The organism is Pseudocitrobacter sp. 73, from assembly GCF_008369545.1.
Lineage (GTDB): Bacteria > Pseudomonadota > Gammaproteobacteria > Enterobacterales > Enterobacteriaceae > Pseudocitrobacter > Pseudocitrobacter vendiensis.
The window spans coordinates 50,720-72,161 of sequence record NZ_VTZO01000004.1 but is presented as its reverse complement, the minus strand read 5'-3'; the positions used below and the strand labels follow the sequence as shown (position 1 = coordinate 72,161).

Annotated in this window: 23 protein-coding genes; 4 read left to right on the top strand and 19 right to left on the bottom strand. The window is 55.3% G+C overall.

Features of this window, described 5'->3' with window-relative positions; translation table 11 throughout:
• The first annotated feature begins 46 nt into the window (after positions 1-46).
• Positions 47-1,594: an EAL domain-containing protein gene (locus tag F0Q32_RS02960; protein WP_149461909.1), complete on the top strand. Its 1,548-nt coding sequence runs from the start codon at positions 47-49 to the stop codon at positions 1,592-1,594.
• 16 nt (positions 1,595-1,610) lie between these two features.
• Here F0Q32_RS02960 and pdxK read toward each other — a convergent pair whose 3' ends face one another.
• Positions 1,611-2,465, bottom strand: coding sequence for a pyridoxine/pyridoxal/pyridoxamine kinase (gene pdxK / locus F0Q32_RS02955; RefSeq protein ID WP_149461908.1), 855 nt, complete (start codon positions 2,463-2,465; stop codon positions 1,611-1,613).
• 248 nt (positions 2,466-2,713) lie between these two features.
• Here pdxK and F0Q32_RS02950 point away from each other — a divergent pair, with 248 nt between their 5' ends.
• Positions 2,714-3,121 carry an SgcJ/EcaC family oxidoreductase gene (locus F0Q32_RS02950; protein ID WP_149461907.1) on the top strand — a complete coding sequence of 136 codons (408 nt, stop codon included), beginning with the start codon at positions 2,714-2,716 and terminating at the stop codon, positions 3,119-3,121.
• Here F0Q32_RS02950 and cysM read toward each other — a convergent pair.
• The 11 genes from cysM to F0Q32_RS02895 all read right to left on the bottom strand — a co-directional run bounded on the left by cysM (position 3,118) and on the right by F0Q32_RS02895 (position 12,080).
• Entirely contained in the window at positions 3,118-4,029 is a 912-nt protein-coding gene (gene cysM, locus F0Q32_RS02945) for a cysteine synthase B (protein WP_149461906.1), read from the bottom strand. The genes F0Q32_RS02950 and cysM overlap by 4 nt on opposite strands.
• A gap of 119 nt (positions 4,030-4,148) precedes the next feature.
• A complete protein-coding gene (gene cysA / locus F0Q32_RS02940) occupies positions 4,149-5,243 on the bottom strand; it encodes a sulfate/thiosulfate ABC transporter ATP-binding protein CysA (RefSeq protein ID WP_149461905.1) in 1,095 nt (364 codons plus the stop codon).
• Positions 5,233-6,108, bottom strand: a complete 876-nt coding sequence (cysW, locus tag F0Q32_RS02935; protein ID WP_000852696.1) for a sulfate/thiosulfate ABC transporter permease CysW — start codon at positions 6,106-6,108, stop codon at positions 5,233-5,235. The genes cysA and cysW overlap by 11 nt, the downstream gene beginning before the upstream one ends.
• Complete coding sequence (gene cysT, locus F0Q32_RS02930; RefSeq protein WP_000458406.1) at positions 6,108-6,941, bottom strand: sulfate/thiosulfate ABC transporter permease CysT; 834 nt, start codon at positions 6,939-6,941, stop codon at positions 6,108-6,110. The genes cysW and cysT overlap by 1 nt, the downstream gene beginning before the upstream one ends.
• Entirely contained in the window at positions 6,941-7,957 is a 1,017-nt protein-coding gene (gene cysP / locus F0Q32_RS02925; RefSeq protein WP_149461904.1) for a thiosulfate/sulfate ABC transporter substrate-binding protein CysP, read from the bottom strand. The genes cysT and cysP overlap by 1 nt, the downstream gene beginning before the upstream one ends.
• 157 nt (positions 7,958-8,114) lie before the next feature.
• On the bottom strand, positions 8,115-8,906 hold the full coding sequence (ucpA, locus tag F0Q32_RS02920; protein WP_149461903.1) for an SDR family oxidoreductase UcpA: 792 nt from the start codon (positions 8,904-8,906) through the stop codon (positions 8,115-8,117).
• A 179-nt stretch (positions 8,907-9,085) separates the two neighbouring features.
• On the bottom strand, positions 9,086-9,985 hold the full coding sequence (locus F0Q32_RS02915) for a Dyp-type peroxidase (RefSeq protein WP_149461902.1): 900 nt from the start codon (positions 9,983-9,985) through the stop codon (positions 9,086-9,088).
• A 98-nt stretch (positions 9,986-10,083) separates the two neighbouring features.
• On the bottom strand, positions 10,084-10,659 hold the full coding sequence (locus tag F0Q32_RS02910; RefSeq protein WP_149461901.1) for an RpoE-regulated lipoprotein: 576 nt from the start codon (positions 10,657-10,659) through the stop codon (positions 10,084-10,086).
• A gap of 62 nt (positions 10,660-10,721) precedes the next feature.
• On the bottom strand, positions 10,722-11,171 hold the full coding sequence (locus tag F0Q32_RS02905) for a DUF2919 domain-containing protein (RefSeq protein ID WP_149461900.1): 450 nt from the start codon (positions 11,169-11,171) through the stop codon (positions 10,722-10,724).
• Between the two features lie 26 nt (positions 11,172-11,197).
• Positions 11,198-11,668, bottom strand: coding sequence for a DUF2919 family protein (locus F0Q32_RS02900; protein WP_149461899.1), 471 nt, complete (start codon positions 11,666-11,668; stop codon positions 11,198-11,200).
• Positions 11,655-12,080 carry a GNAT family acetyltransferase gene (locus tag F0Q32_RS02895; RefSeq protein WP_015963500.1) on the bottom strand — a complete coding sequence of 142 codons (426 nt, stop codon included), beginning with the start codon at positions 12,078-12,080 and terminating at the stop codon, positions 11,655-11,657. The genes F0Q32_RS02900 and F0Q32_RS02895 overlap by 14 nt, the downstream gene beginning before the upstream one ends.
• A gap of 214 nt (positions 12,081-12,294) precedes the next feature.
• Here F0Q32_RS02895 and amiA point away from each other — a divergent pair, with 214 nt between their 5' ends.
• Together amiA and hemF are read left to right on the top strand one after the other, a co-directional pair.
• Positions 12,295-13,161 carry an N-acetylmuramoyl-L-alanine amidase AmiA gene (gene amiA / locus F0Q32_RS02890; RefSeq protein ID WP_015963499.1) on the top strand — a complete coding sequence of 289 codons (867 nt, stop codon included), beginning with the start codon at positions 12,295-12,297 and terminating at the stop codon, positions 13,159-13,161.
• Positions 13,161-14,060, top strand: a complete 900-nt coding sequence (gene hemF / locus F0Q32_RS02885; RefSeq protein WP_149461898.1) for an oxygen-dependent coproporphyrinogen oxidase — start codon at positions 13,161-13,163, stop codon at positions 14,058-14,060. The genes amiA and hemF overlap by 1 nt, the downstream gene beginning before the upstream one ends.
• Positions 14,061-14,161: 101 nt before the next feature.
• On the opposite strand, the gene eutR is transcribed toward hemF, so the two are convergent.
• From eutR to eutH, 7 genes are read right to left on the bottom strand one after another with little or no spacing between them, the layout of a single operon-like run.
• Complete coding sequence (gene eutR / locus F0Q32_RS02880; RefSeq protein WP_149461897.1) at positions 14,162-15,208, bottom strand: HTH-type transcriptional regulator EutR; 1,047 nt, start codon at positions 15,206-15,208, stop codon at positions 14,162-14,164.
• 48 nt (positions 15,209-15,256) lie between these two features.
• Complete coding sequence (eutK, locus tag F0Q32_RS02875) at positions 15,257-15,754, bottom strand: ethanolamine utilization microcompartment protein EutK (protein ID WP_149461896.1); 498 nt, start codon at positions 15,752-15,754, stop codon at positions 15,257-15,259.
• A gap of 12 nt (positions 15,755-15,766) precedes the next feature.
• A complete protein-coding gene (gene eutL, locus F0Q32_RS02870) occupies positions 15,767-16,426 on the bottom strand; it encodes an ethanolamine utilization microcompartment protein EutL (RefSeq protein WP_149461895.1) in 660 nt (219 codons plus the stop codon).
• A gap of 9 nt (positions 16,427-16,435) precedes the next feature.
• Positions 16,436-17,323 carry an ethanolamine ammonia-lyase subunit EutC gene (gene eutC / locus F0Q32_RS02865; protein WP_149461894.1) on the bottom strand — a complete coding sequence of 296 codons (888 nt, stop codon included), beginning with the start codon at positions 17,321-17,323 and terminating at the stop codon, positions 16,436-16,438.
• A gap of 18 nt (positions 17,324-17,341) precedes the next feature.
• The gene (gene eutB, locus F0Q32_RS02860) at positions 17,342-18,703 is read right to left on the bottom strand and encodes an ethanolamine ammonia-lyase subunit alpha (protein ID WP_149461893.1); all 1,362 of its coding nucleotides are present in this window, start codon (positions 18,701-18,703) and stop codon (positions 17,342-17,344) included.
• 11 nt (positions 18,704-18,714) lie between these two features.
• Positions 18,715-20,118: an ethanolamine ammonia-lyase reactivating factor EutA gene (gene eutA, locus F0Q32_RS02855; protein WP_149461892.1), complete on the bottom strand. Its 1,404-nt coding sequence runs from the start codon at positions 20,116-20,118 to the stop codon at positions 18,715-18,717.
• Positions 20,115-21,341, bottom strand: coding sequence for an ethanolamine utilization protein EutH (gene eutH, locus F0Q32_RS02850; protein WP_149461891.1), 1,227 nt, complete (start codon positions 21,339-21,341; stop codon positions 20,115-20,117). Before eutH ends, eutA begins: the two co-directional genes overlap by 4 nt.
• Between the last annotated feature and the right edge of the window lie 101 nt (positions 21,342-21,442).

Genomic DNA, 21,442 nt, shown 5'->3' with positions numbered 1-21,442 from the left:
TACGCTGGCGTATACTTCCTGTACATCAGACAAAAATGGATGGCAGATGAAAGCGGTCGGCACAAAATTTAGAATTATCACCACCCTTTTCTGCGTGCTGACAATTCTCGTGGGCGGCGCAGTATTAACCTGGTTTCAGGTGATTGGCGGGGAGCTTGAGCAGACTTCAGCGCTGGCGAAAAAGACCGTACAAAAAATCGATTCGCTGCTCAATGCCTCCCGACAAGCTGCCACAAAAGCGCATCCTCTGCTTTCACAACCCTGCACCACCCAAACGCGTACCGAACTTGAGCGGTTGGTGGTTTCTGTTCCGCATATCCGCATCATCAATCTTTATAAAGAGAAGACCCTGTTCTGCTCTTCCTACAATGATGCCAACGCTATCAATATGAATTATGCGGCACATACCGCGCAGGAACTGACCATCATTGATGATAAGACCATCTCGCCTGGTGATAAGGTGATTGTGCTGCAAACGGCATATCCGGAAGGGATGATTACCTCAAGCTTTAGCGGTCAGTGGCTGAGCGAGGTGCTGGAACTGTTGAGCAATCAGCGGCCGCTGACGTTACATATTGGCGATACGGTAATGCGGCAAAACGCAAAAACGGTTCCGAACGATAACGCCAGGCACGTCATTGTGCAGTCAGATAAATTCCCCTACTCGGTCGACTATCCGGCCTGGAAGACAGTTCCTGTTTCGTTGTATCTGCAACAGGGTTGGCTGTCGTTGCTGCTGACGCTGTGCCTGGCGCTGATCGTCGGGGTGGTGCTGTGGCAACATATTCTTCATCACCCTACGCTGTATGAAAATCTTGAGCGTGCCATCGCTGAAGGGGAAATCGTCCCATGGTATCAACCGGTCATCCACAGTGGCTCAGGGAAATTCTACGGCGTGGAAGTGCTTGCGCGCTGGGTGACGCCTTCTGGCGAAATTATCTCACCCGACAGTTTTATTCCGCTTGCTGAAGAGAGCGGGCTTATTGTGCCGTTGACACGCAAATTAATGGCGCTGGCAGGAGATGAACTGCCTTCCCTGCTTGAGACACGGCCCCTGCCTTTCCACGTGAGTTTTAATTTCACCGCATCACATATTCAGACGCCCAACTTTATCGACGAGTGTCGTGCATTTCTGAAACGCTTCCCGGAAAACAGTATTCGCCTCACCGCAGAAATCACCGAGCGTGAACCGTTTGAGAAGGTGAATGAGCTAAAAGAAACGCTCATATTTCTCGAAAGCCGCAGCGTGACCATCGCGCTGGATGATTTTGGTACCGGTTATTCCAATCTGAATTTACTCACCGGGTTGCCGGTCGGTCTGATTAAAATCGATAAGCTGTTTGTGAACGGGATTTCCAGCGCTACGGATTCCACCAAACTGATTGATTGTGTTATTGATATGGCAAAATCGCTGGGGATGAAAATTATCGTTGAAGGCGTGGAAACAGAGTATCAGGTGGCATATCTGACGCATAAACAGGTCGACTACTTCCAGGGCTACTACTTCTCAAAGCCATTACCGGTAAACGAACTGGCTGCCGCGGTGAATAAAACGTATCGTATTCCGCAGCTTGAAGAGATTTCCCACGCCTGACGACGTGGGAACCGATTTACAGCGGGGGGAGCATCAGCTCATGACACTCGTGCTCGTGGGTCCAGGTCATGACCTGCAATACGCGATTGGCCGCGTGTTCCGCCGCATCGCCAAGCGATGCGCCTTCCAACAGACGGCTCACTAACTCTGCACAGAACAGATCGCCCGTCCCTTTCAGATCAGTAACAATTCTCGGATGCTCGATGACGCGAATATCCTCTGCCGTCACCGCCACCACCGAGATAGCCTCCGGATTTTTCGACGGCGCACTGGTGATAATCACCCATTTTAAGGTGTCTGACAGCAGACTGCGTGCAGCCAGAATCGCCTCTTCCAGGTTATGACACGGCATATCGCTCAACATCTGCAACTCGAACAAATTCGGCGTAATGCCCTGCGCCTGCGGCAATAAATGCTGGCGATACGCAAGAGGTATCTCCGCCTTCACATACATCCCGCTGTCAATGTCGCCGATAACCGGGTCGACCAACACAAAAATATCAGGGTGTGTTTGACGAATCGTCGCCAGCCAATCGGCCAGCAAGGCAATCTGCTCCGCGCTGCCCATATAACCGGTCGTTACCGCTTTTAGCGTTTGCAACGCGTTACGCTCTTCCAGCGCCAGCAAATACCCCCGGAACCATTCAGCCGGGATCACCCCGCCATAGAAGGTATCGTAGTGCGGCGTGTTGCTGAACAATACCGTCGGCACTGCCATGACCTGCCAACCATGCTGCTTGATGGCTGGAACCGCAATACTGTTGCCCACGCTGCCATAAATAACCTGAGACTGCACGGCAACGATATCTGCCTGCAATGCCTGGCGCGTGTCGCTAAACAGCACCGATTGTATGTCGTCTTGCTGGTCCATGATTTCTCCTCCCGCTGGACGGCGGGTCATGCGCTATCCACTTATCGCTCTATGTTATGCCAGCCAGCGGCAAAGGTCGATTCCCCCACGGGGTAATCATGCAGAAAGATGAAAATCCAAAAATGAAGAAACCATCACAAATTCAATGAGAAACCCGACAATTTAACAGCGCTTTCTCGCAGCCAACTTATACTGAATAGCATTACGATTAATACGGTGAACCACGACAACCCACGAGGCCCATCGCGATGACCCAGGTACAGACCCAAATCAAGGCCGTTATCGAAGCCTGTGACCAGGCCATTTCGCAGGAAGATTACGACACGCTAATGAACTACTACGCCGAGGACGCTACGCTTGTGGTGAAGCCGGAGATGATCGTGAAAGGCAAAGTGAATATTCATAAAGCGTTTATCGCCATCGCCGACTTCTTCCAGCATCGCCTAGTGGTCACGCAGGGAAAGATGGAGATTATCGAAGGCGGCGACACGGCGCTGGTGGTTATGGAAACCCGACTGGATATTCCAACGGAAGACGGCGGCAGCACGCAGGTCACCAGGCGGGCAACCTATGTGTTTGCCCACCGCGATGAGCGCTGGCTTTGTACCATCGACAATTCCTACGGGACGGATTTACTGAGCCCACCCGTAGCTTAAATCCCCAGCCCCTGGCTAAAATGCTCTTCCCCAAACACCCCGGTAGAAAGGTAGCGATCGCCGCGATCGCAGATGATCGCCACCACTACCGCGCCGGGGTTAGCTTTAGCCACGCGCAGAGCACCGGCAACCGCGCCGCCAGAACTGACACCGCAGAAAATTCCTTCCCGCACAGCCAGTTCGCGCATAGTATTTTCCGCATCGCGCTGGTGAATATCCACCACTTCATCCACTAATGAGGCGTTGAAAATGCCCGGCATATACTCTGCCGGCCAGCGGCGAATGCCGGGAATGCTGCTGCCCTCTTCCGGCTGCAGACCAACAATGGTCACCGGTTTGGATTGTTCGCGCATAAAACGCGACACGCCGGTAATCGTACCGGTCGTCCCCATGCTGGAGACAAAATGGGTAATGCGACCGCCGGTTTGCTGCCAGATTTCCGGCCCGGTGGTGGTGTAATGCGCATAAGGATTATCGGGATTATTAAACTGATCGAGCAGCTTGCCTTCACCACGATTTGCCATTTCCAGCGCCAGATCGCGCGCGCCTTCCATGCCCTGCTCTTTGGTGACCAGAATCAGCTCCGCTCCGTAGGCACGCATCGCCGCGCGACGCTCCTGGCTCATGTTATCGGGCATCAGCAATTTCATGCGATAGCCTTTTAGCGCAGCGATCATTGCCAGCGCAATGCCAGTGTTACCACTGGTGGCTTCAATTAACACATCACCCGGTTTGATTTCCCCGCGCTTTTCCGCCTCGACAATCATCGATAGAGCGGCACGATCTTTCACCGAACCTGCCGGGTTATTGCCTTCCAGCTTCACCCACACTTCGCTGCCGTTATCCGGCCCCAGACGTTGTAATTTGACCAGCGGTGTATTGCCGATGGTTTGTTCTAATGTGTTCACGTTTTCTGCCCAAGAAAAAGCCGGGTGACGCTTCGCTTACCCGGCCTACAAAATCATGATATATGCTGTAGGCCCGGTAAGCGAAGCGCCACCGGGCGATAAACCTGCAAATTAACCTATCAGGCGGATTCCGCCAGAGCAAGCGTCTCATGAGACTCAATACGCTCGTCGCCGTTATACAGCCGCGCATGTTGCAGCCCGACGAACAAACGATCGCCGCGCACTGGCGCATCATCGCCACGCATTACCACGGTGAGCGGATCTTCATACCACCCCAGCGGCTGCACGACTAATTGGGTGTAGTGACCTTTCGGGCTGGCTTCCAGCACCTGTACCGGCAGCGGCGAATCGAGGCTGGTGCGGCGGCTGATATCCACTTCCCACGGGCGCAGGAAGAGATCCACCGGCCCCTGGTACGCAGGGGTATATCCCAGCGGCCAGCGATGTGCGCCAACGTGGAACTGTCCGCCGCGAATCGTTCCCTGCAAGCGGTTTACTTCGCCCATAAACTCCAGCACAAAACGGGTCGCCGGTTCGCGCCAGACCTGATCGGGTTCATCAGCCTGTTCGATATTGCCCTGGCTCATCACCACCACGCGGTTGGCGACTTCCATCGCCTCTTCCTGGTCGTGGGTAACGAACACGCTGGTGAATTTCAGCTCTTCATGCAACTGACGCAGCCAACGACGCAGCTCTTTACGCACCTGCGCATCCAGCGCGCCAAACGGTTCATCAAGCAGCAGAATCTGCGGTTCCACAGCCAGCGCCCGCGCCAGCGCCACACGCTGTTTCTGGCCGCCGGAAAGCTGGGCCGGATAACGATCCGCCAGATGCGCAAGCTGCACCATTTCCAGCAATTTTGTCACTTTCGCTTTGATGGCTGCGGCATTCGGGCGCTCGCGACGCGGCAGCACCGTCAGGCCAAAGGCGATATTTTCGAACACCGTCATATGGCGGAACAGCGCGTAATGCTGAAACACGAAACCGACTTTACGATCGCGCGCGTGAAGGCGGCTGACGTCAGTGCCGTGGAAACGAATATGCCCGCTGGTTTGATGCTCCAGCCCGGCAATAATCCGCAGCAGCGTGGTTTTCCCGGAACCGGACGGCCCCAGCAACGCGACCATCTGACCAGAAGGAATATCCAGTGAGATATCGTTCAGCACCTGGGTGCGACCAAACGACTTCTTAATATTGGCAATCTCAATGCTCATGATGTTCCTCCTGTTGCGCGCGTTTTTCCTGATTCTCCAGGCGCCACTGCAACATACTCTTTAAAAACAGGGTGATAATCGCCATCAGCGTCAACAGCGCCGCGGCGGTAAAGGAGCCGACGGTGTTGTAGTCCTGCTCCAGCAATTCAATCTGTAACGGCAGCGAAAGTGTTTCACCGCGAATCGAGCCGGAAACCACCGACACCGCGCCAAACTCGCCAATCGCGCGGGCGTTGGTCAGCACCACGCCATAAAGCAGAGCCCAGCGGATGTTCGGCAGCGTGACGCGGCGGAACATCTGCCAGCCAGACGCGCCAAGCAAAATCGCCGCTTCGTCTTCCTGGCTTCCCTGACTTAACATCACCGGCACCAGCTCGCGCACCACAAACGGACAGGTCACGAAGATGGTGACCAGCACCATTCCCGGCCAGGAGAACATAATTTGCAGATTATGTTCATCCAGCCAGCCGCCGAGCGGGCCGTTAGAGCCGTAGAAAAGCAGATAGACCAGACCGGCAACTACCGGCGACACGGCAAACGGAATATCCAGCAGCGTCAGCAATAACTGGCGTCCGGGGAAGTTAAAGCGCGTCACCAGCCAGGCCAGCAGAATGCCGAACACCAGGTTTACCGGTACGGCAATCAGCGCGATCATCACCGTCAGCCAGATGGCGTGCAGCATGTCCGGATCGGCCAGATTCTGTAACACCGGCATCAGCCCTTTGCTGAATGCCTGCACGAAGATGTAAATCATCGGCACCAGCAGGATGAACGCCGAAACCAGCATTCCGGTGCCAATCAAAAACCATTTGCCCCAGTTAATCGGGCGCGCGTCATAACGCTTCAACTGTGTCACTTCCGCCATTAATGACCTACCACACGCCGACCAAAGCGACTTTGCAGAGTGTTAATTGAGAACAGCAGCAGCAGGGATGCCGCGAGTATCACCGAAGCAATTGCGCTCGCCGCCGGGTAATCAAACTCCTGTAAGCGAACAAAAATCATCAGCGACGTCACTTCCGTCTTCCAGGCGATGTTCCCGGCGATAAAAATCACCGCACCAAACTCACCGAGACTACGGGTAAACGACAGCGCCACGCCCGCCACCAGCGCCGGAGAAAGCTCCGGCAGCACCACTTTGCAGAAACTCTGCCAGCGCGTTGCGCCGAGCGTTTCTGCGGCTTCTTCATATTCCGGGCCTAACTCCTCCAGCACCGGCTGCACGGTACGCACCACAAACGGAATACTGGTAAAGGCCATCGCCACCGCGATACCAAGCCACGTATAGGTGACTTTGATATCAAACTTCGCCAGCCACTCGCCGTAAAAACCGTTCACGGAAAAGAGCGAGGCCAGCGTTAAACCTGCTACCGCCGTTGGTAGCGCAAACGGTAAATCCATCAGCGCATCAAGCAGCGTGCGGCCCGGAAAGCGATAGCGGGTTAAAATCCACGCCATCAGCAGGCCGAAAACGCCGTTAAAAATCGATGCCACAAACGCCGACAGCAGCGTCACTTTATAGGCCGCGACCACCTGCGGGTTGGTGATCACCTCCCAGTACTGCGCCCAGCTCATCTGAGCCAGTTGCATCACCAGTGCGGAGAGCGGCAGCAGCAAAATCAGGCACACAAACAGCAGACTGGTGCCGAGGCTTAAGGTAAAGCCCGGCAGCACGCGTCTGGAAGAAACTGCAAACATTAGTTACGCCCCGCCGCTAACAGCTTGTCTAACTCGCCGCCGCTGTTGAAGTGGGTTTTCATCACTTCCGGCCAGGAGCCAAATTTATCTTCCACGCGGAACAGCTCGGTCTGCGGGAATTTGTCTTTCAGTTTGTCCATGACTTCCGGGTTATTCACGCGGTAGTAATAATCGGTAATGATCGTTTGCGCCTGTGGGCTGTAGAGCCAGTTCAGGTAAGCTTTTGCCGCTTTTTCCGTACCGTTGGCCTGCACGTTTTTATCGACCCACGCTACCGGGAATTCCGCCAGAATGTTGGTTTTCGGAATCACCACTTCAAAGCCCTGCGCTTCATACTGCTTGCGGATGTTGTTCACTTCCGATTCGAAGCTAATCAGCACATCGCCCAGCCCGCGCTCGGCAAAGGTGGTAGTTGCGCCACGACCGCCGGTATCGAACACTTCCACGTTTTTCAGGAACTGGGTCATAAACTGTTCGGTTTTGGCTTTATCGCCACCGTCAGCTTTATCCGCTGCGCCCCATGCCGCCAGATAGGTATAACGCGCGTTACCGGAGGTTTTTGGGTTCGGGAAGATCAGCTTCACGTCGGAGCGCACCAGGTCGTTCCAGTCATGGATATTCTTCGGGTTACCCTTACGCACCAGGAAGCCCATGGTGGAGTAGAACGGGGAGCTGTTATTCGGCAGGCGCGACTGCCAGTCCGCCGGGATCAGCTTGCCTTTATCATGCAGAATCTGCACGTCGGTCACCTGGTTATAAGTTACAACGTCTGCTTTTAAGCCCTGCAAAATCGCCAGCGCCTGTTTTGATGACCCAGCATGAGATTGTTTTATTGTCAGTTTATCGCCGCCGTTGTCTTTGGCCCATTGTTGCTCAAACGGCGGATTCAGGGCAGCAAACAGCTCGCGAGAGACGTCATAAGAACTGTTCAGCAACTCTGTTGCCTGCGCCTGCGCGACCAGCAACAGGGAAGTTGCCAGCGTGAGGTATCCTTTTTTCAGTAAGTTAACGGCCATTGCGCACCCTTGTCGTGTGATGATTCTCTAAGCATCAGTGTATTTATAACGGGTGTGAAAGGAGTAACGGTTTTATATACCGTTTGGTGATTTGGAAGTTTAAAAGGGAATAAGGCTTTAGCCTCTCCACAGGATGTGAAGAGGCGATTAGTCAGACTCAGATACCGACGCTGACGCTTTCCGGCAACGTACTGCCGCCATCAATGACGTTCTGCGTGCCCGTCAGGTAACTCGACTCATCAGAGGCGAGGAATGCCGCCAGTTCGCCGACTTCCAATGGGTCCGCCAGACGACGCAGCGGAATGGCTTTCGCCATCTCCGTCAGCACCGATTCCGGGTCTTCCGGGTTCGACTGACGCGCGATGCTTTCCGCCATTGGCGTGCGCACATAACCCGGGCAGATGGCATTCACGCGAATACCCGACTGGGCGTATTCCACCGCCAGCGATTTGGTTAAGCCAATAATCGCCGCTTTCGACATCGCATATGCCGTTTCGCCTGGGTCCGCCACCATATCGCCCGTGACCGAGGACATCATCACGATGCGCCCATCGCCGCGCGCCACCATATCCGGCAATACGGCTCGCGTGACGTTCCAGACGCCTTTGATATTCACATCAATATGGAAATCACGATCTTCTTCGTTCATCTCGAGGAAGCTGCCTAAGCGACAGACGCCCGCGTTATTGACCAGAATATCGATTTTATTTTCCCGCTCTTTAGCCTGCGCAATGGCCGCCTGAACAGCAGCGAAGTCGCGCACGTCGGCCTTCACGACCGTACAACGATAGCCACGTCCGGCCAGATCGTAGGCCAGTTTTTCAAGCTCATCGGAAATATCCAGCAGGATCAGGTTCGCGCCATGGCGGGCAAAGGTTCTGGCGATGCCTTCGCCGATACCCTGATACGCGCCCGTAATCAATGCGGTTTTGCCCGTGAGTTTACCCATTTCAATGTTCTCCCTTTTGAAGATAGAGCCTTACACTCCATTAACAATGAAAATACATTAAAAACAAATGAATACTGCCGAACAGCTCACTAATTAGGGTAAATCTCAGGTAAAAAAAATCCCCGTGTATGCGGGGATGAGCAGGTAGGCCTGATAAGCGTAGCGCCATCAGGCAACTGTTACAGTGCCAGCAAACGATCCAGCGACGGTGCGAAGTAATAGCCGCCGGTAACCGGTTTGGTAAAGCGCAGCATTGCGTCACGTTTACCGTCGGTGTCGCCGAACATACTCAGCAGTTGCTGTTCGATGTTGTGCAGACGCGCGCAGTAAGAGCAGAAATAGAGGCCGTGAGTGCCGCTGGCGGTGCCGTACGGCAGGCTCTGGCGAACAATTTTCAGCCCTTTACCGTCTTCTTTCAGGTCAACGCGGCTCAGGTGAGAGGTCACCGGGCGCTCGTCACCGTCGATCTCTTCGTTGGCTTCTTTGGTACGGCCAATCATCATTTCCTGATCAGGAATGCTCATGCGGTTCAGCTGTTTAAGGTTATGTTCCCAACGCTGAACAAACACATAGCTGCCGCCCGCATCGACGCCGTCTTTAATGACCGCCACTTCGCGACGCGTTTCTTCACCCGCCGGGTTTTCGGTACCATCGACAAAGCCGCTCAGGTCACGTTCTTCCACCCAACGGAAACCGTGGATCTCTTCCTGTACATCAATGCTGTCGCCAAAGGCTTCCACCGCCGCCTGCGCAACAGAGAAGTTAACATCCTGGCGTAAAGAAAGAATGTGGATCAGCACATCAAACTGGGTGGCTGGCGCAAGGCCCTTGCCGTAGCCCGGAAAATCTTTCAGCTCTTCCGCACCCACGCCGCCACTCAGTTCGCGCCACACTTTCGGGCCGAAGGCGACAACCGCGCCTAAATGCGCATCGGGGAATTTAGCCTGAAAACCAGCCAGTTTATCGGCAAAATTTTTGCTGCACTGACGAAGGGCGTTTACATCCCCTTTCACATTGGCTTCAATCCAAATCGCCGCGCGGCAATGTTCCGGCAAAATGCCGCTCTGAACCTGAGACATCGCTCTCCCTCCACAAAAATGCCACGACATCGTGGCATTCAATTTATGGGGGCTATTGTACGCGTTTTTTTAGAACGAAGGATTAACCTTGCGCAAAATTAACGACGCCAGACGATCTTCTTCAGCGTCCAGTTTTTCAGCGCGTCATCGGACGGCATTAAATCCTGCGGGCCGCTCCATTCGCAGGTGAAGAGATAACTAATATGCTGGCTGCCTTCGGCTTTACATTCGACACCTGCGCTGTCATCACCGGTGGCTTTCTGGCAGTGCCCGTAGGCTTTGCTGTAGATATCGCTGAAGGTCGAGCCAATCTCTACGCCGCTGTCGGTTTTGATGGCGCTATCCAGTACGTCGATGCGGCTTACGCTGCCGTTTTCGCCGTTCACCACCAATGCCAGCTTGTCGCCATTCAACGCTTCGAAATAACGCACGATGGTACCGTTATCGGTTTTCATCCCGCTGCGCAGGCGATAGTCGCCGCCCAGCGCGTCGTTAATCGCCTGTTCATCCAGCGCGGTGGTGCTGGTGATGCCACCGACGCCCTGCTCAGTGACTTCGGTCGAAGAACCAAACCAGTTCCACGGATTTGCCGCAGACCAGTTAACCGAAGAGAGCGTGGAACAGCCGGTTAAGGCCAGCGGCAGGGCACATACAAGTAAACGCAGCGATTTCATCTCTAAGTCCTTTCTTATTTGTTCAACGCCTGTTGGAGTGTGCTCTCAGCAAAAAGTGCACTTTATTCTGTAATTTCCCGGAAACAGGCGCGTAATCGGGGATTGGTCATCAACCACCAGAGCGCAAACAGGTCGATGACCACCAGGCTCAGACCAATACCGGAAAGCGGTTCACCCTGAAGCCAGAGCCAGGGTTGCCAGACCAGCAGCACGCCCTGGGCGATAATCAGCAACGGACGCAGCGCGCGCCAGCAACGAGGAAAATGCTGCCGCCTGCCGCTCAACAGGAAAGTCAGCACCGCAGGCACGCCGGGCAGCAGGCCGAGCCAGAAGTTATCGTGGTCGGGGTAAAACAGCCCAAGCAACGCGCCGCCCTGCTCGCGCGATGCGCCAGCAATCACAAACAATACCCATGTTCGGGCCTGTAGCAAAAGTACAAGCCAGAACAGGAAAGGTAAACGCAGGCGGCCATGATGGTCGTAATCGGAAGGGAAAAACTCAGTATGCTTCATCTTGCCGCCAACCTGAGATATCCCTCTCAGTAATGAATATTTTTGTAATGAAATGAAGAATAGCCATATTCATGGGTAAAACATGCCCATAAGCGCTGGCTAGTGTGTACCCAATACAGCGCAAGAAGATTTGCAATAAAAAAGACCACCGACCAGGCCGTTATTGGCTCACCGTTTAGCCAGTTAAACAATAACCATCCAGGCTGCAGCCATTGCCCGAAAATCAAGATCCAGCGTCCTGAACACCAAAAGCTCCAGCACCAGTAAAACCGTCCTCGCCCCACCATAGCAAAAACAATCAGTGCAGGAATACCCGGAAATAAGGCGCAAAAGGTGTCGAAACCTTCAAAATGCCGCCCCTCAAAAGCAACGGAATGCATCGCAAGCCATAGAGAGCGAACCTGTAGGAGCAATACGCCCCAGATGAGCCAGGGCAATTTCAGCTTTCCCGTCTCGTCGTAATCAGAGGAGAAAAGTAGCGGCTTAGTACTCTTCATCTTCAATCAAACGCTTACCTAAATTCAGCACGTCGCTGTGCTCGTAGCCCAGGCGCTCATACATGCCCAGCACCACGTCGTTATCTTCGCGGATCATGATCTGAATTTTCGGGCAGCCGCGCGCAATCAGCTTTTTCTCGAGACGATTGAGCAGCGCATTGGCAATGCCGCGCCCGCGAAATTCCGGGTGCACGCCAAGGTAGTAGGCCGAGCCGCGATGGCCGTCATAGCCGCCCATCACTGTCCCCACCACTTCGCCGTTTACTTCTGCCACCAGGAACAGGCTGACGTCGTGATGCACTTTGCGTTCGATGTCCATTTCCGGATCGTTCCATGGGCGCAGCAGATCGCATCGCTCCCACAGGGTGATGACCTCTTCGAAATCGGCCTGGCGAAAAACGCGTATCTCCATGGTATCCCTGCCCCTTCTCGGGTTTAAAAACAGTGATTATGGCGTGATCGTCCGAATTAGCCAATATCTGGCGAAAATAGCGCAAAAAAATGCCATAATGCCGCTTCGTCACGTATTGAAATGAAAAGTAAAACAATTCTAATCTTCAGTAGTCGTAACGGGAAACGCGATACGATATAACATCTGGAACACTATTTTTTACAACTCAGGCCGAATGAGCACTTTTAAACCTTTAAAATCACTTGCTTCGCGCCGCCAGGTGCTGAAAGCCGGACTGGCAGCACTGACGTTGTCAGGAATATCACAGGCAACCGCCAAAGAGGCGCCGTTAAAAACCAGCAACGGGCACAGCAAACCTGCGGCGAAAAAATCGGGTAAACGCATCGTGGTGCTCGACCCCGGTCACGGCGGTATTGATACCGGCGCGATTGGCCGCAACGGTTCGAAAGAGAAACACGTGGTGCTGGCGATTGCCAAGAACGTGCGTTCCATTCTGCGCAGCCAGGGCATTGACGCGCGCTTAACCCGTTCTGGCGATACCTTTATTCCGCTCTATGATCGGGTAGAGATAGCCCACAAACACGGCGCGGACCTCTTCATGTCGATTCATGCCGACGGTTTTACCAACCCGTCGGCCGCCGGTGCATCGGTGTTTGCGCTTTCCAACCGTGGCGCGAGTAGTGCAATGGCAAAATACCTCTCCGACCGTGAAAACCGGGCGGATGAAGTGGCGGGCAAAAAAGCCACGGATAAAGATCACCTGCTCCAGCAGGTCCTGTTCGATTTGGTGCAAACTGATACTATTAAGAACAGCCTGACGCTGGGCTCGCATATCCTGAAAAAGATTAAGCCGGTGCACAAGCTGCACAGTAAAGGCACTGAACAGGCCGCGTTCGTGGTGCTGAAGTCGCCATCCATTCCGTCGGTACTGGTTGAAACCTCGTTCATCACCAACCCGGAAGAGGAGCGTCTGCTGGGCACCACGGCGTTTCGTCAGAAAATCGCCAACGCGATAGCCTCAGGTATCGTCAGCTATTTCCACTGGTTCGATAACCAAAAAGCCCACGCCAGGAAACGCTAATGACCGTTGATGCAAACCAGGTAAAGGCCTTTTTACTGCAATTGCAGGACGATATCTGCCAGCAACTCTCTGCGCTGGACGGTGGCGCGTTTATCGAAGATAGCTGGCAGCGCGACGCGGGCGGCGGCGGTCGCAGCCGCGTGCTGCGCGACGGCGATATCTTCGAGCAGGCGGGCGTTAACTTCTCGCACGTTCACGGTGATGCAATGCCGGCGTCAGCCACCGCGCATCGCCCGGAACTTGCCGGGCGCAGCTTTGAAGCGATGGGCGTATCGCTGGTGGTGCATCCGCGCAACCCGTATGTGCCAACCAGCCATGCCAACGTGCGTTTCTTCATCGCTGAAAAACCGGGCGCTGACCCGGTGTGGTGGTTTGGCGGCGGCTTCGATTTAACCCCGTTTTATGGTTTCGAAGAAGATGCCATTCACTGGCACCGTACCGCACGTGACCTGTGCCAGCCCTTCGGTGAAGACGTATATCCGCGCTATAAAAAATGGTGTGACGATTACTTCTTCATTAAGCACCGCAACGAGCAGCGCGGCATTGGCGGGCTGTTCTTTGACGATCTCAACACACCGAACTTCGACAGCTGCTTTGCCTTTATGCAGGCAGTGGGCAACGGTTTTACCGACGCGTATTTGCCGATCGTTGAGCGGCGTAAAGCGGCTATCTGGGGCGAGCGCGAGCGTAATTTCCAGCTTTATCGCCGAGGCCGCTACGTCGAATTTAATCTGGTCTGGGATCGCGGCACGCTGTTTGGTTTACAGACTGGCGGGCGCACCGAATCCATTTTGATGTCGATGCCACCGCTGGTGCGCTGGGAATATGATTATCAGCCGCAAGCAGGCAGCCCGGAAGCGGCGTTGAGCGAGTTTATTAAGGTCAGGGACTGGGTGTAATTGCCTGATGGCGCTACGCTTATCAGGCCTACCAGCACCGAACCTGTAGGCCGGATAAGACGCAACGCGTCGCCATCCGGCACACAGGCCGCACATTACGCCTACTGACACATCCGCTGATGCAACGTCAGCGACGGCTTCTCAGCAAACAGTTGCTGGTAGTCCGTCGCAAACTGCCCCAGATGCCAGAATCCCCACTGCATTGCCGCATCTTTCACCGTCATGCTTGTTGACCATGGGCTAATTAACTCTCTGCGCACGGCGTTCAGGCGAATGCGTTTCAGCCAGGCGTTTGGTCCAATGCCTAAAATAGCGTGAAACGCGTTTTGCAGCGTACGACGACTCACATGGAGTTGGTTACATAAATCAAGCACCGTCAGCGGCTCGGACATGTTCTCCAGCACGTATTCGCGTGCGCGCGCCAGCAGCCGACGATAGCTCTGATGGCTGATACTCTCCGCCGTCATAATGGGCTGCGCCTCTTCCAGCAGCATCCCCATCGCCAGCAGCAGGTTATCGCCTAATATTTTGCGCACCGCGGGGCGTTGCAGCGTTTCCGGGTCGGCGCTAAAGGTTGCCAGTGCCTGTTGCACAAATCCCCACAGCGCCGCTTTATGCTGTTCTTTGACCTCCAGCGCCGACTGGTTGCGCAGCATATGCAACACCCTTTCCGGGTTGTGCAGAAAATTGGCCTGGCGGGCAATCACATCTTCAGAAAGCACAATACCGAGGATGGTATAGTCATCCGGCGTACTCAGTTCAAACTCCGTGCCGCCCGGACGCGTGGCGATCTCCGCGCTGCCAATACATTGCGAACCGATAAACCCCTGCTCACCGCGCGTGGCGGGAATGCCAAACCAGAAGGAATTTGGCCACACCAGGCACGACTGACGCAGCGCCAGGCCGGTGTATTCGCGAAATACCTGAATATCATCCAGCAGAATTTCCGTGAACTCACCGCGAAATTTTCCGGGATGCAGCTGATCGTAGATCTGCTGCCAGGCGGTTATCGTCAACGCATGTTCATAGACATCCGTCGTCAGCCGCTGATGAACGTTATCCACTTCAACCTTCGGCGTCAGCTTAACGTTATCAGGTACTGCTTCATGATAAAGATGGTGCAAATCTGCGGTACGAGTCTTTTTCATGATTCTGAATGCCGGAAGCGCGCTTGCACTTCCGGCACCTCCGGCGGGTTAATTTTTGACGCGATAGCGGCTGCTGCGTTTTCGCAACGCACCATCAGAAAAGCGCTGTTCAAGCACCGTTCTGGCCTGTTCAAGCGACCAGTCGAAGTGTGCAGCCACCTCACCTGCGGTCATTCCCTGACGTGCATTGGCCAGCAACGCCATCAGCGCGTCGGCAGATTCAGCCTCCAGCACGGGCGCTTCAGGCGCTTTTACCGGTTGCGTCGGCTGGCGGGTAAATCGGCCAATCAGCCACTGGGTATCCTCTTCCGGCCTGCCGATTTCCTTGCGACTGATAACGCAACCGGTGCGCATTGCTGCTGCATACCCCGCATCGAGCGCGGCGCGACACGCGGCAAGGTCACCTTCCACCACCAGCGTTAGCCTGCCTGGGTCCAGCACTTCGTGACTCAGCAGGCGGACGTTGGCGGCTTTCAGCATCGCATCCGCCGCATCAACCGCCGCGACCATCCCCTCAACTTCCAGTAATCCCAGGGCGTTGATCATCCGCTACCTCCGTTACGCACGCTGGATAGGGTTGCGCGCAATATCCAGTACCGCATCGGTAAACGCATTACAGGCGGCTTTACACGCGGCCTGGCTGCCCGTTAAGAACGCGGCGGAATAGTTGGTTTCCGACGGCGGCGGTACGTAGGTTACCAGTTGCACATCCGCCGATTTCAACGCGGCATCAATGCCATAGGTGGCTTCCAGCGGCGGCGCGACCAGATACGCAATCGGGTCGCCCAGCGTGCATCCTGCCGTCGAGGAGAGATACGAACCGGTACGCGATACCACGTGCGCCAGGAATGCGGTATTTTCCGCATCATTAGCCCACTGGAACGCCGCGCCGTTTTCAATATTGGCAACCATCACGTCCAGACCCGCGCGAACTTCAGCTGGGTTCGGGCCGCCCAGCATAATCAGCACTTCACCCGCCGTCGGTGACGGGCCGTGCGCCGCCCCGGCGTACAGCGAGCGACCATAAACCACTTCAACCATCGCCTGTTTTGTCGCTTCGTCAGCGGCAATATACGTTACGTCATCAGAATCTGCCGTGATGAGTCCGAGACTACGTATATGTGGCGGTAATTTAAGTTCACGGGCAAACTCCGCGTTAACAGAGGCAATCACGCGCATCGCGGTAACGGACGGTCGAATCAAATCTAAAGCTGGCATGATGCCTCCTTAACGGGTCATATTGATGCCGGATGCTTTTTGCTCCAGCATACGTTTTGCCAAATCCACAATGACCGCCGCCGCTTCAACCGGTGGGGTACCGCCCTGATGAATATTGGAAATACAGGTTCTGTCGGCTTCCACGGTGGTCGCCACGCGCGGTGAGTAAACGGCATAGCAAGAGAGACTTTCTGACTGCCCCAGCCCCGGACGCTCTCCCACCAGCAGAATCACCGCTTTTGCGCCGAGCAGTTCGCCAATCTGATCTTCAATCTTCACGCGCCCGTAGCGTACAAAGAATGGCGTGCCCACTTTCAGCCCGGCCTGTTTCAGCCCGGCGAGCAGCGGCGGTAAGATCTCTTCGTAATTCGCGGTGATGGCATCGGTAGACAAACCATCAGACACAATCACCTGCACATCCGGGTTTGCGACACACTGCGTTTTCAGTGCATCAATGGCCTCTTCGCTCAGACGTCGCCCCAGATCCGGGCGCGTCAGATAGAGATTTTTGTCCGTGATTTCAGAGCGTACTTCCAGCAGCCCCTGCGCTTTCACCCACTCTTCCGGTACCTCTTTCAGCACCGTATCTTTAGAGCGCGAGTGGTCAGCCAGGAAACGCAGCAGCGCCTGAGTACGCGGGCGTGGGCCAGCACGACCGGTACACACGCGCGCCGCCGTGCTGCGGCGCAGTTCCGTCAGGACATCCGCGCGATGCGGGTTTTCAACGCCAATCCAGGCTTTCGCTTCCGGCGAGCCTAAATCGAGCGAGCAGCATTCCGTGGACGCAGGCGTCGCGCAGGTTAGGGTGCTGCACTTCACTTCCGCTGGTGCGGCATCCGCCTGCCCCATTGACGCCATCACGCTGCGTACAATTTCTTCAATCTGTTTTTGATCCATGGTGTTATCTCCGCGTCATCAGAAGAACAGTGACGGATCGCCCGCCCGTTTGGTCAGGCGACCGTTTGCCATAATGCCCATGTTCTCCAGCCAGCGTTCAAACTCCGGTGACGGGCGCAGGTTGAGTAACTGACGCACAGTGGCGGTGTCGTGGAAGGCCGTAGTCTGGTAGTTGAGCATGATGTCATCACCCAGCGGCATGCCCATGATGTAGTTACAGCCTGCGGTGGCGAGCAGGATCATCAGGTTTTCGTTAAGGTTCTGGTCAGCGTCAGCGTGGTTGGTGTAACAGCAGTCGCAGCCCATAGAGATGCCGCTCAGCTTGCCCATAAAGTGATCTTCTAAACCCGCACGAATAATCTGGCGGTCGTTGTAGAGATACTCCGGCCCAATAAAGCCGACCACGGTATTTACCAGAAACGGATCGTAGTGACGGGCGAGGCCGTAATTACGTGCTTCCATCGTCACCTGATCGGCACCGAAGTTCGCGCCAGCCGACAGCGCGGAGCCCTGTCCGGTTTCAAAATAGAGACAGTTTTCCCCGGCAATCCGGTTGAACTCCGCGCCCACTGCGCGCGCTTCGTCGAGCATCGCCAGCTCCACACCAAACTCTTTCAGCCCCTTCTCACTACCGCAGATACTCTGGAAAATCAGGCCGCCCGGCGCACCGCGGCGAATGGCTTCAATCTGGGTGGTGACGTGCGCAAGTACACAGCCCTGGGTTGGAATATTGAACTTGTCGATAACGCCATAGACGGTATCCAGTACACGGCTTAAGTTCTCAACGTCATCCGTTACCGGGTTGACGCCGATCACCGCATCGCCCGCCCCGAAGGAAAGTCCTTCGTAGATTTGCGCGGCGATACTTTGCACATCGTCACGCGTGTCGTTTGGCTGCAAACGGCAGCTAAATGTGCCTGGCAGGCCAATGGTGGTATTGGCCTTTTTGATAACCGGCATTTTCTTCCCGCCGTAGATCAGGTCAGCGTTGGAGCAAATCTTCGCCACCGCTGCGACCACTTCCGAGGTCAACCCTTTGCGGGTAAAGGCAATGTCGTCAACGCTGGTTTCATCGCTCAGCACATATTCACGTAGCTCGCTGATGCTCCAGTTTTTGATACGGGCGTAGGCCGTTTCGTTGACGTCGTCCTGAATCAGACGCGTCACGCAGTCTTCTTCATAGGCAATCACCGGGTTATTGCGGATATCCGCCACCGTCATTTCCGACAACACCTGTTTTGCCGCTACGCGCTCCTGCGAACTTGCCGCCGCAACCCCCGCCAGCACATCCCCCGAACGCAGTTCGTTGGCCTTCGCCAGCACCTCTTTAACATCCTTGAATTGATAAACATTGCCGAACAATGTGGTCTTTAGTTTCATAAGTCGTTCCCTCAGGAAGGAAATGCGAGTGATTTCACCGTCACCGGCACAACCGATCCGCCAAAAAGAGGCGTACCAATGTCGATATAGTCCCCCGCGCGGACGGAAACTTCGTCAATCACCGCCAGCGGGAGTTGCTGTAATTGCGGGCGTAACAACATGCCCAGCGCCTTACCAAAGTCCTGCTCGGCCACCACCAGCAGGGGATGTGGATTCGGAAAACGCGCGACAAACTGGGTCAACGCGTCGATGACCGTTAGTAATGCGGCATAACGCACGGGAAGCCCGGCGGGCAGCGCCAGCACGTATGCGTCCGTTTGAGGACAAAGATCGAGCTGCACCAATGCCTGCTGCCAGGCATCGACCAGGTTCGATTCCGTCTGTGGGATGGCCACCGGCAGATTGCGTATCGGTAAATCAACGCTATCCAGCCAAATTGTGCTGCCGGAAAGCGACAGCGTATGCGCGCCCGCGCCTATCACCGTAGCGCGCACGGTTTGCGCCGGAAACTGCACGTTCATCTCACGCAGACGCGGATGCTCATGCAGTGCCGTTGCCAGCAGTGGGCCGATATCGGAAAAGCAAAACGCGTCGGCAGGCTGGTGGCGATAACATTCGCCCACACCGCCAGAAAGCGTAATGATTTCGGGCGTAACACCTGCGGGTAGCAAACCGGTTTGCATCAATGCCTGCGCGAGCGGCGAGAGCGTTCCGTCAATCACGTCGACAATCAGCTCCGCCATCCGCCGGGTAACCTGCACCAGCTGCGCGCCGGTCAGTGAACGGACGTCGGTGCCTGGGCCGAAACACTCATCCACAATCATCTGCCCGGGTTTATGCGCGTAAATCACGCGCCCCTGGCTGTCGGTTTCCAGCAGGCGACCGCCGACATTGAGGCAGGCAGTGCCGCTGATTTTTCCGGCGTCGAACAGAGCGTAGTTCGCGGTGCCACCGCCGATATCAATATTCAATACCCGGCACATCCGCTGTTCCGACAGGGTTTGCGCTCCGGCACCGTGTCCGGCAATCACCGATTCCAGATGCGGCCCGGCGCTGGCCACCACAAAATCACCCAACGACTGCGAAAGCGTCATGACCGCCGGACGCGCATTGCGGGTTTTCGCGCTCTCGCCGGTGATGATAATGGCCCCGGAATCAACGCTTTCCGGCGCGATGCCTGCGGCCTGATACTGTTGCAGAATCAGGTTTTTCAGTTCAGCCTCTTTCAGCCCCCCCTGTTTATCGACAGGCGTGAAGAACACCGGGCTTTGCCAGCTAATTTCGCGTTTGATGAATTCGTAACGCGGCACCTGCGACACAGCCGCACGGTTAACCAGTTCCAGACGAGAGAAGATCACCTGGGTGGTGGTGGTGCCAATATCGATACCGACGCTCAGTAGCTGGCGAGTATTCACGATTGAACCTCCGCTTCGGTTTTCACCTGTGCCGCATCATCTTTCGGCACCAGCATCATTGCCACGCCAATCGCCGTGACGCCGCCAATCAGCTTGCCGACAATCATCGGGAAGATCATCGCGTTCATGTTGGCCGCCGCAAAACCTAAGTGATCGCCCAGGGCGAACGCCGCAGAGACCGCGAAGGCGCAGTTGATCACTTTGCCGCGGGTATCCATCTGCTTCATCATGCCAAACATCGGAATATTGTTGGCAAGGGTTGCGACCATGCCAGCTGCCGCGATGTTGTTCACATTCAGAAGCTTACCGACGCTCATCAACGGTTTTTCAAACCAGCGGGTGAGCAGCAGCACCATCGGGTACGCCCCCAGCAGCACGCAGGAGATAGAACCGATAACTTCAATGGCGCGCATCACTTCGCCGGGTTTATCGCCAGGCGCCATAAAGATAGGATCAAGGCCTGGAATCAGTTCCCAGCCAAGCAGGAATTTCACTACCGCAGCAGCAAGGCCAATCGTTATCAGCGCGACGAGGAACTTGGCGAAGATCTGGAAGCCGTTGATCATTTTTTCCGGGATGAACTTCAGCCCCAACGCCACCAGCACCGCGACAATTAATACCGGGATCATGTTCATCAGGATCAATGCGAAGGTGAATTCCACCGGTTGACCGTTGATCTGCACGCCGGAATACATGGCTACCAAGCCACCCGCGATACAGCCGATGGGGATGGTGACGATCCCGGCCAGCACGCCAAGCGCGAGGTAACGACGGTCGGAAGGTTCGATAATGCCGAGCGCCACGGGAATGGAGAACACAATCGTCGGCCCCATCATCGAGCCCAGAATCAAACCTGAGTATAGCCACGCAGCCACATCGCCGCCCGCCAGCTCTTTGGCGAGGAAGAAGCCCCCCATATCGCACGCCAGCAGCGTTCCGGCGAACATTGACGGGTTAGCGCCAAGCATTTCATACAGCGGGATAATGACCGGGCCCAGCACGTGCGCCAGCACTGGCGCCAGCGCAGTCATACCGACCATCGCCAGACCCAGCGCGCCCATCGCCATAAAGCCCTCTTCGAACTGGCCGCCGGAACCTTCTATACTCTTGCCAAATTTACCGAGGAAGCGTGCAGAACCGCCAAATTGCGACAGGATCCTGTCCACGGCGGCAATCAGCATAAAGAACATCATGATGTACATGATGATTTCGTTAATTCCCATAAAGTCATCTCCATTTTCAGGTGGTTTCGTAGGCCTGATAAGCGCAGCGCCATCAGGCAATGCTGCGGCTAATACGCCGGATGGCGGTGCAAGCACCTTAT

Excerpts from the sequence above, each read along its gene's own strand:
- cysA (WP_149461905.1), bottom strand. The coding sequence starts at position 5,243 with ATGAGCATTGAGATTGCCAATATTAAGAAGTCGTTTGGTCGCACCCAG.
- F0Q32_RS02960 (WP_149461909.1), top strand. The coding sequence starts at position 47 with ATGAAAGCGGTCGGCACAAAATTTAGAATTATCACCACCCTTTTCTGC.
- cysW (WP_000852696.1), bottom strand. The coding sequence starts at position 6,108 with ATGGCGGAAGTGACACAGTTGAAGCGTTATGACGCGCGCCCGATTAAC.
- eutC (WP_149461894.1), bottom strand. The coding sequence starts at position 17,323 with ATGGATCAAAAACAGATTGAAGAAATTGTACGCAGCGTGATGGCGTCA.
- eutB (WP_149461893.1), bottom strand. The coding sequence starts at position 18,703 with ATGAAACTAAAGACCACATTGTTCGGCAATGTTTATCAATTCAAGGAT.
- F0Q32_RS02905 (WP_149461900.1), bottom strand. The coding sequence starts at position 11,171 with ATGAAGCATACTGAGTTTTTCCCTTCCGATTACGACCATCATGGCCGC.
- eutL (WP_149461895.1), bottom strand. The coding sequence starts at position 16,426 with ATGCCAGCTTTAGATTTGATTCGACCGTCCGTTACCGCGATGCGCGTG.
- eutH (WP_149461891.1), bottom strand. The coding sequence starts at position 21,341 with ATGGGAATTAACGAAATCATCATGTACATCATGATGTTCTTTATGCTG.
- F0Q32_RS02900 (WP_149461899.1), bottom strand. The coding sequence starts at position 11,668 with ATGAAGAGTACTAAGCCGCTACTTTTCTCCTCTGATTACGACGAGACG.
- ucpA (WP_149461903.1), bottom strand. The coding sequence starts at position 8,906 with ATGGGTAAACTCACGGGCAAAACCGCATTGATTACGGGCGCGTATCAG.
- F0Q32_RS02950 (WP_149461907.1), top strand. The coding sequence starts at position 2,714 with ATGACCCAGGTACAGACCCAAATCAAGGCCGTTATCGAAGCCTGTGAC.
- eutK (WP_149461896.1), bottom strand. The coding sequence starts at position 15,754 with ATGATCAACGCCCTGGGATTACTGGAAGTTGAGGGGATGGTCGCGGCG.
- pdxK (WP_149461908.1), bottom strand. The coding sequence starts at position 2,465 with ATGGACCAGCAAGACGACATACAATCGGTGCTGTTTAGCGACACGCGC.
- F0Q32_RS02895 (WP_015963500.1), bottom strand. The coding sequence starts at position 12,080 with ATGGAGATACGCGTTTTTCGCCAGGCCGATTTCGAAGAGGTCATCACC.
- cysT (WP_000458406.1), bottom strand. The coding sequence starts at position 6,941 with ATGTTTGCAGTTTCTTCCAGACGCGTGCTGCCGGGCTTTACCTTAAGC.
- eutR (WP_149461897.1), bottom strand. The coding sequence starts at position 15,208 with ATGAAAAAGACTCGTACCGCAGATTTGCACCATCTTTATCATGAAGCA.
- F0Q32_RS02910 (WP_149461901.1), bottom strand. The coding sequence starts at position 10,659 with ATGAAATCGCTGCGTTTACTTGTATGTGCCCTGCCGCTGGCCTTAACC.
- F0Q32_RS02915 (WP_149461902.1), bottom strand. The coding sequence starts at position 9,985 with ATGTCTCAGGTTCAGAGCGGCATTTTGCCGGAACATTGCCGCGCGGCG.
- cysP (WP_149461904.1), bottom strand. The coding sequence starts at position 7,957 with ATGGCCGTTAACTTACTGAAAAAAGGATACCTCACGCTGGCAACTTCC.
- hemF (WP_149461898.1), top strand. The coding sequence starts at position 13,161 with ATGACCGTTGATGCAAACCAGGTAAAGGCCTTTTTACTGCAATTGCAG.
- amiA (WP_015963499.1), top strand. The coding sequence starts at position 12,295 with ATGAGCACTTTTAAACCTTTAAAATCACTTGCTTCGCGCCGCCAGGTG.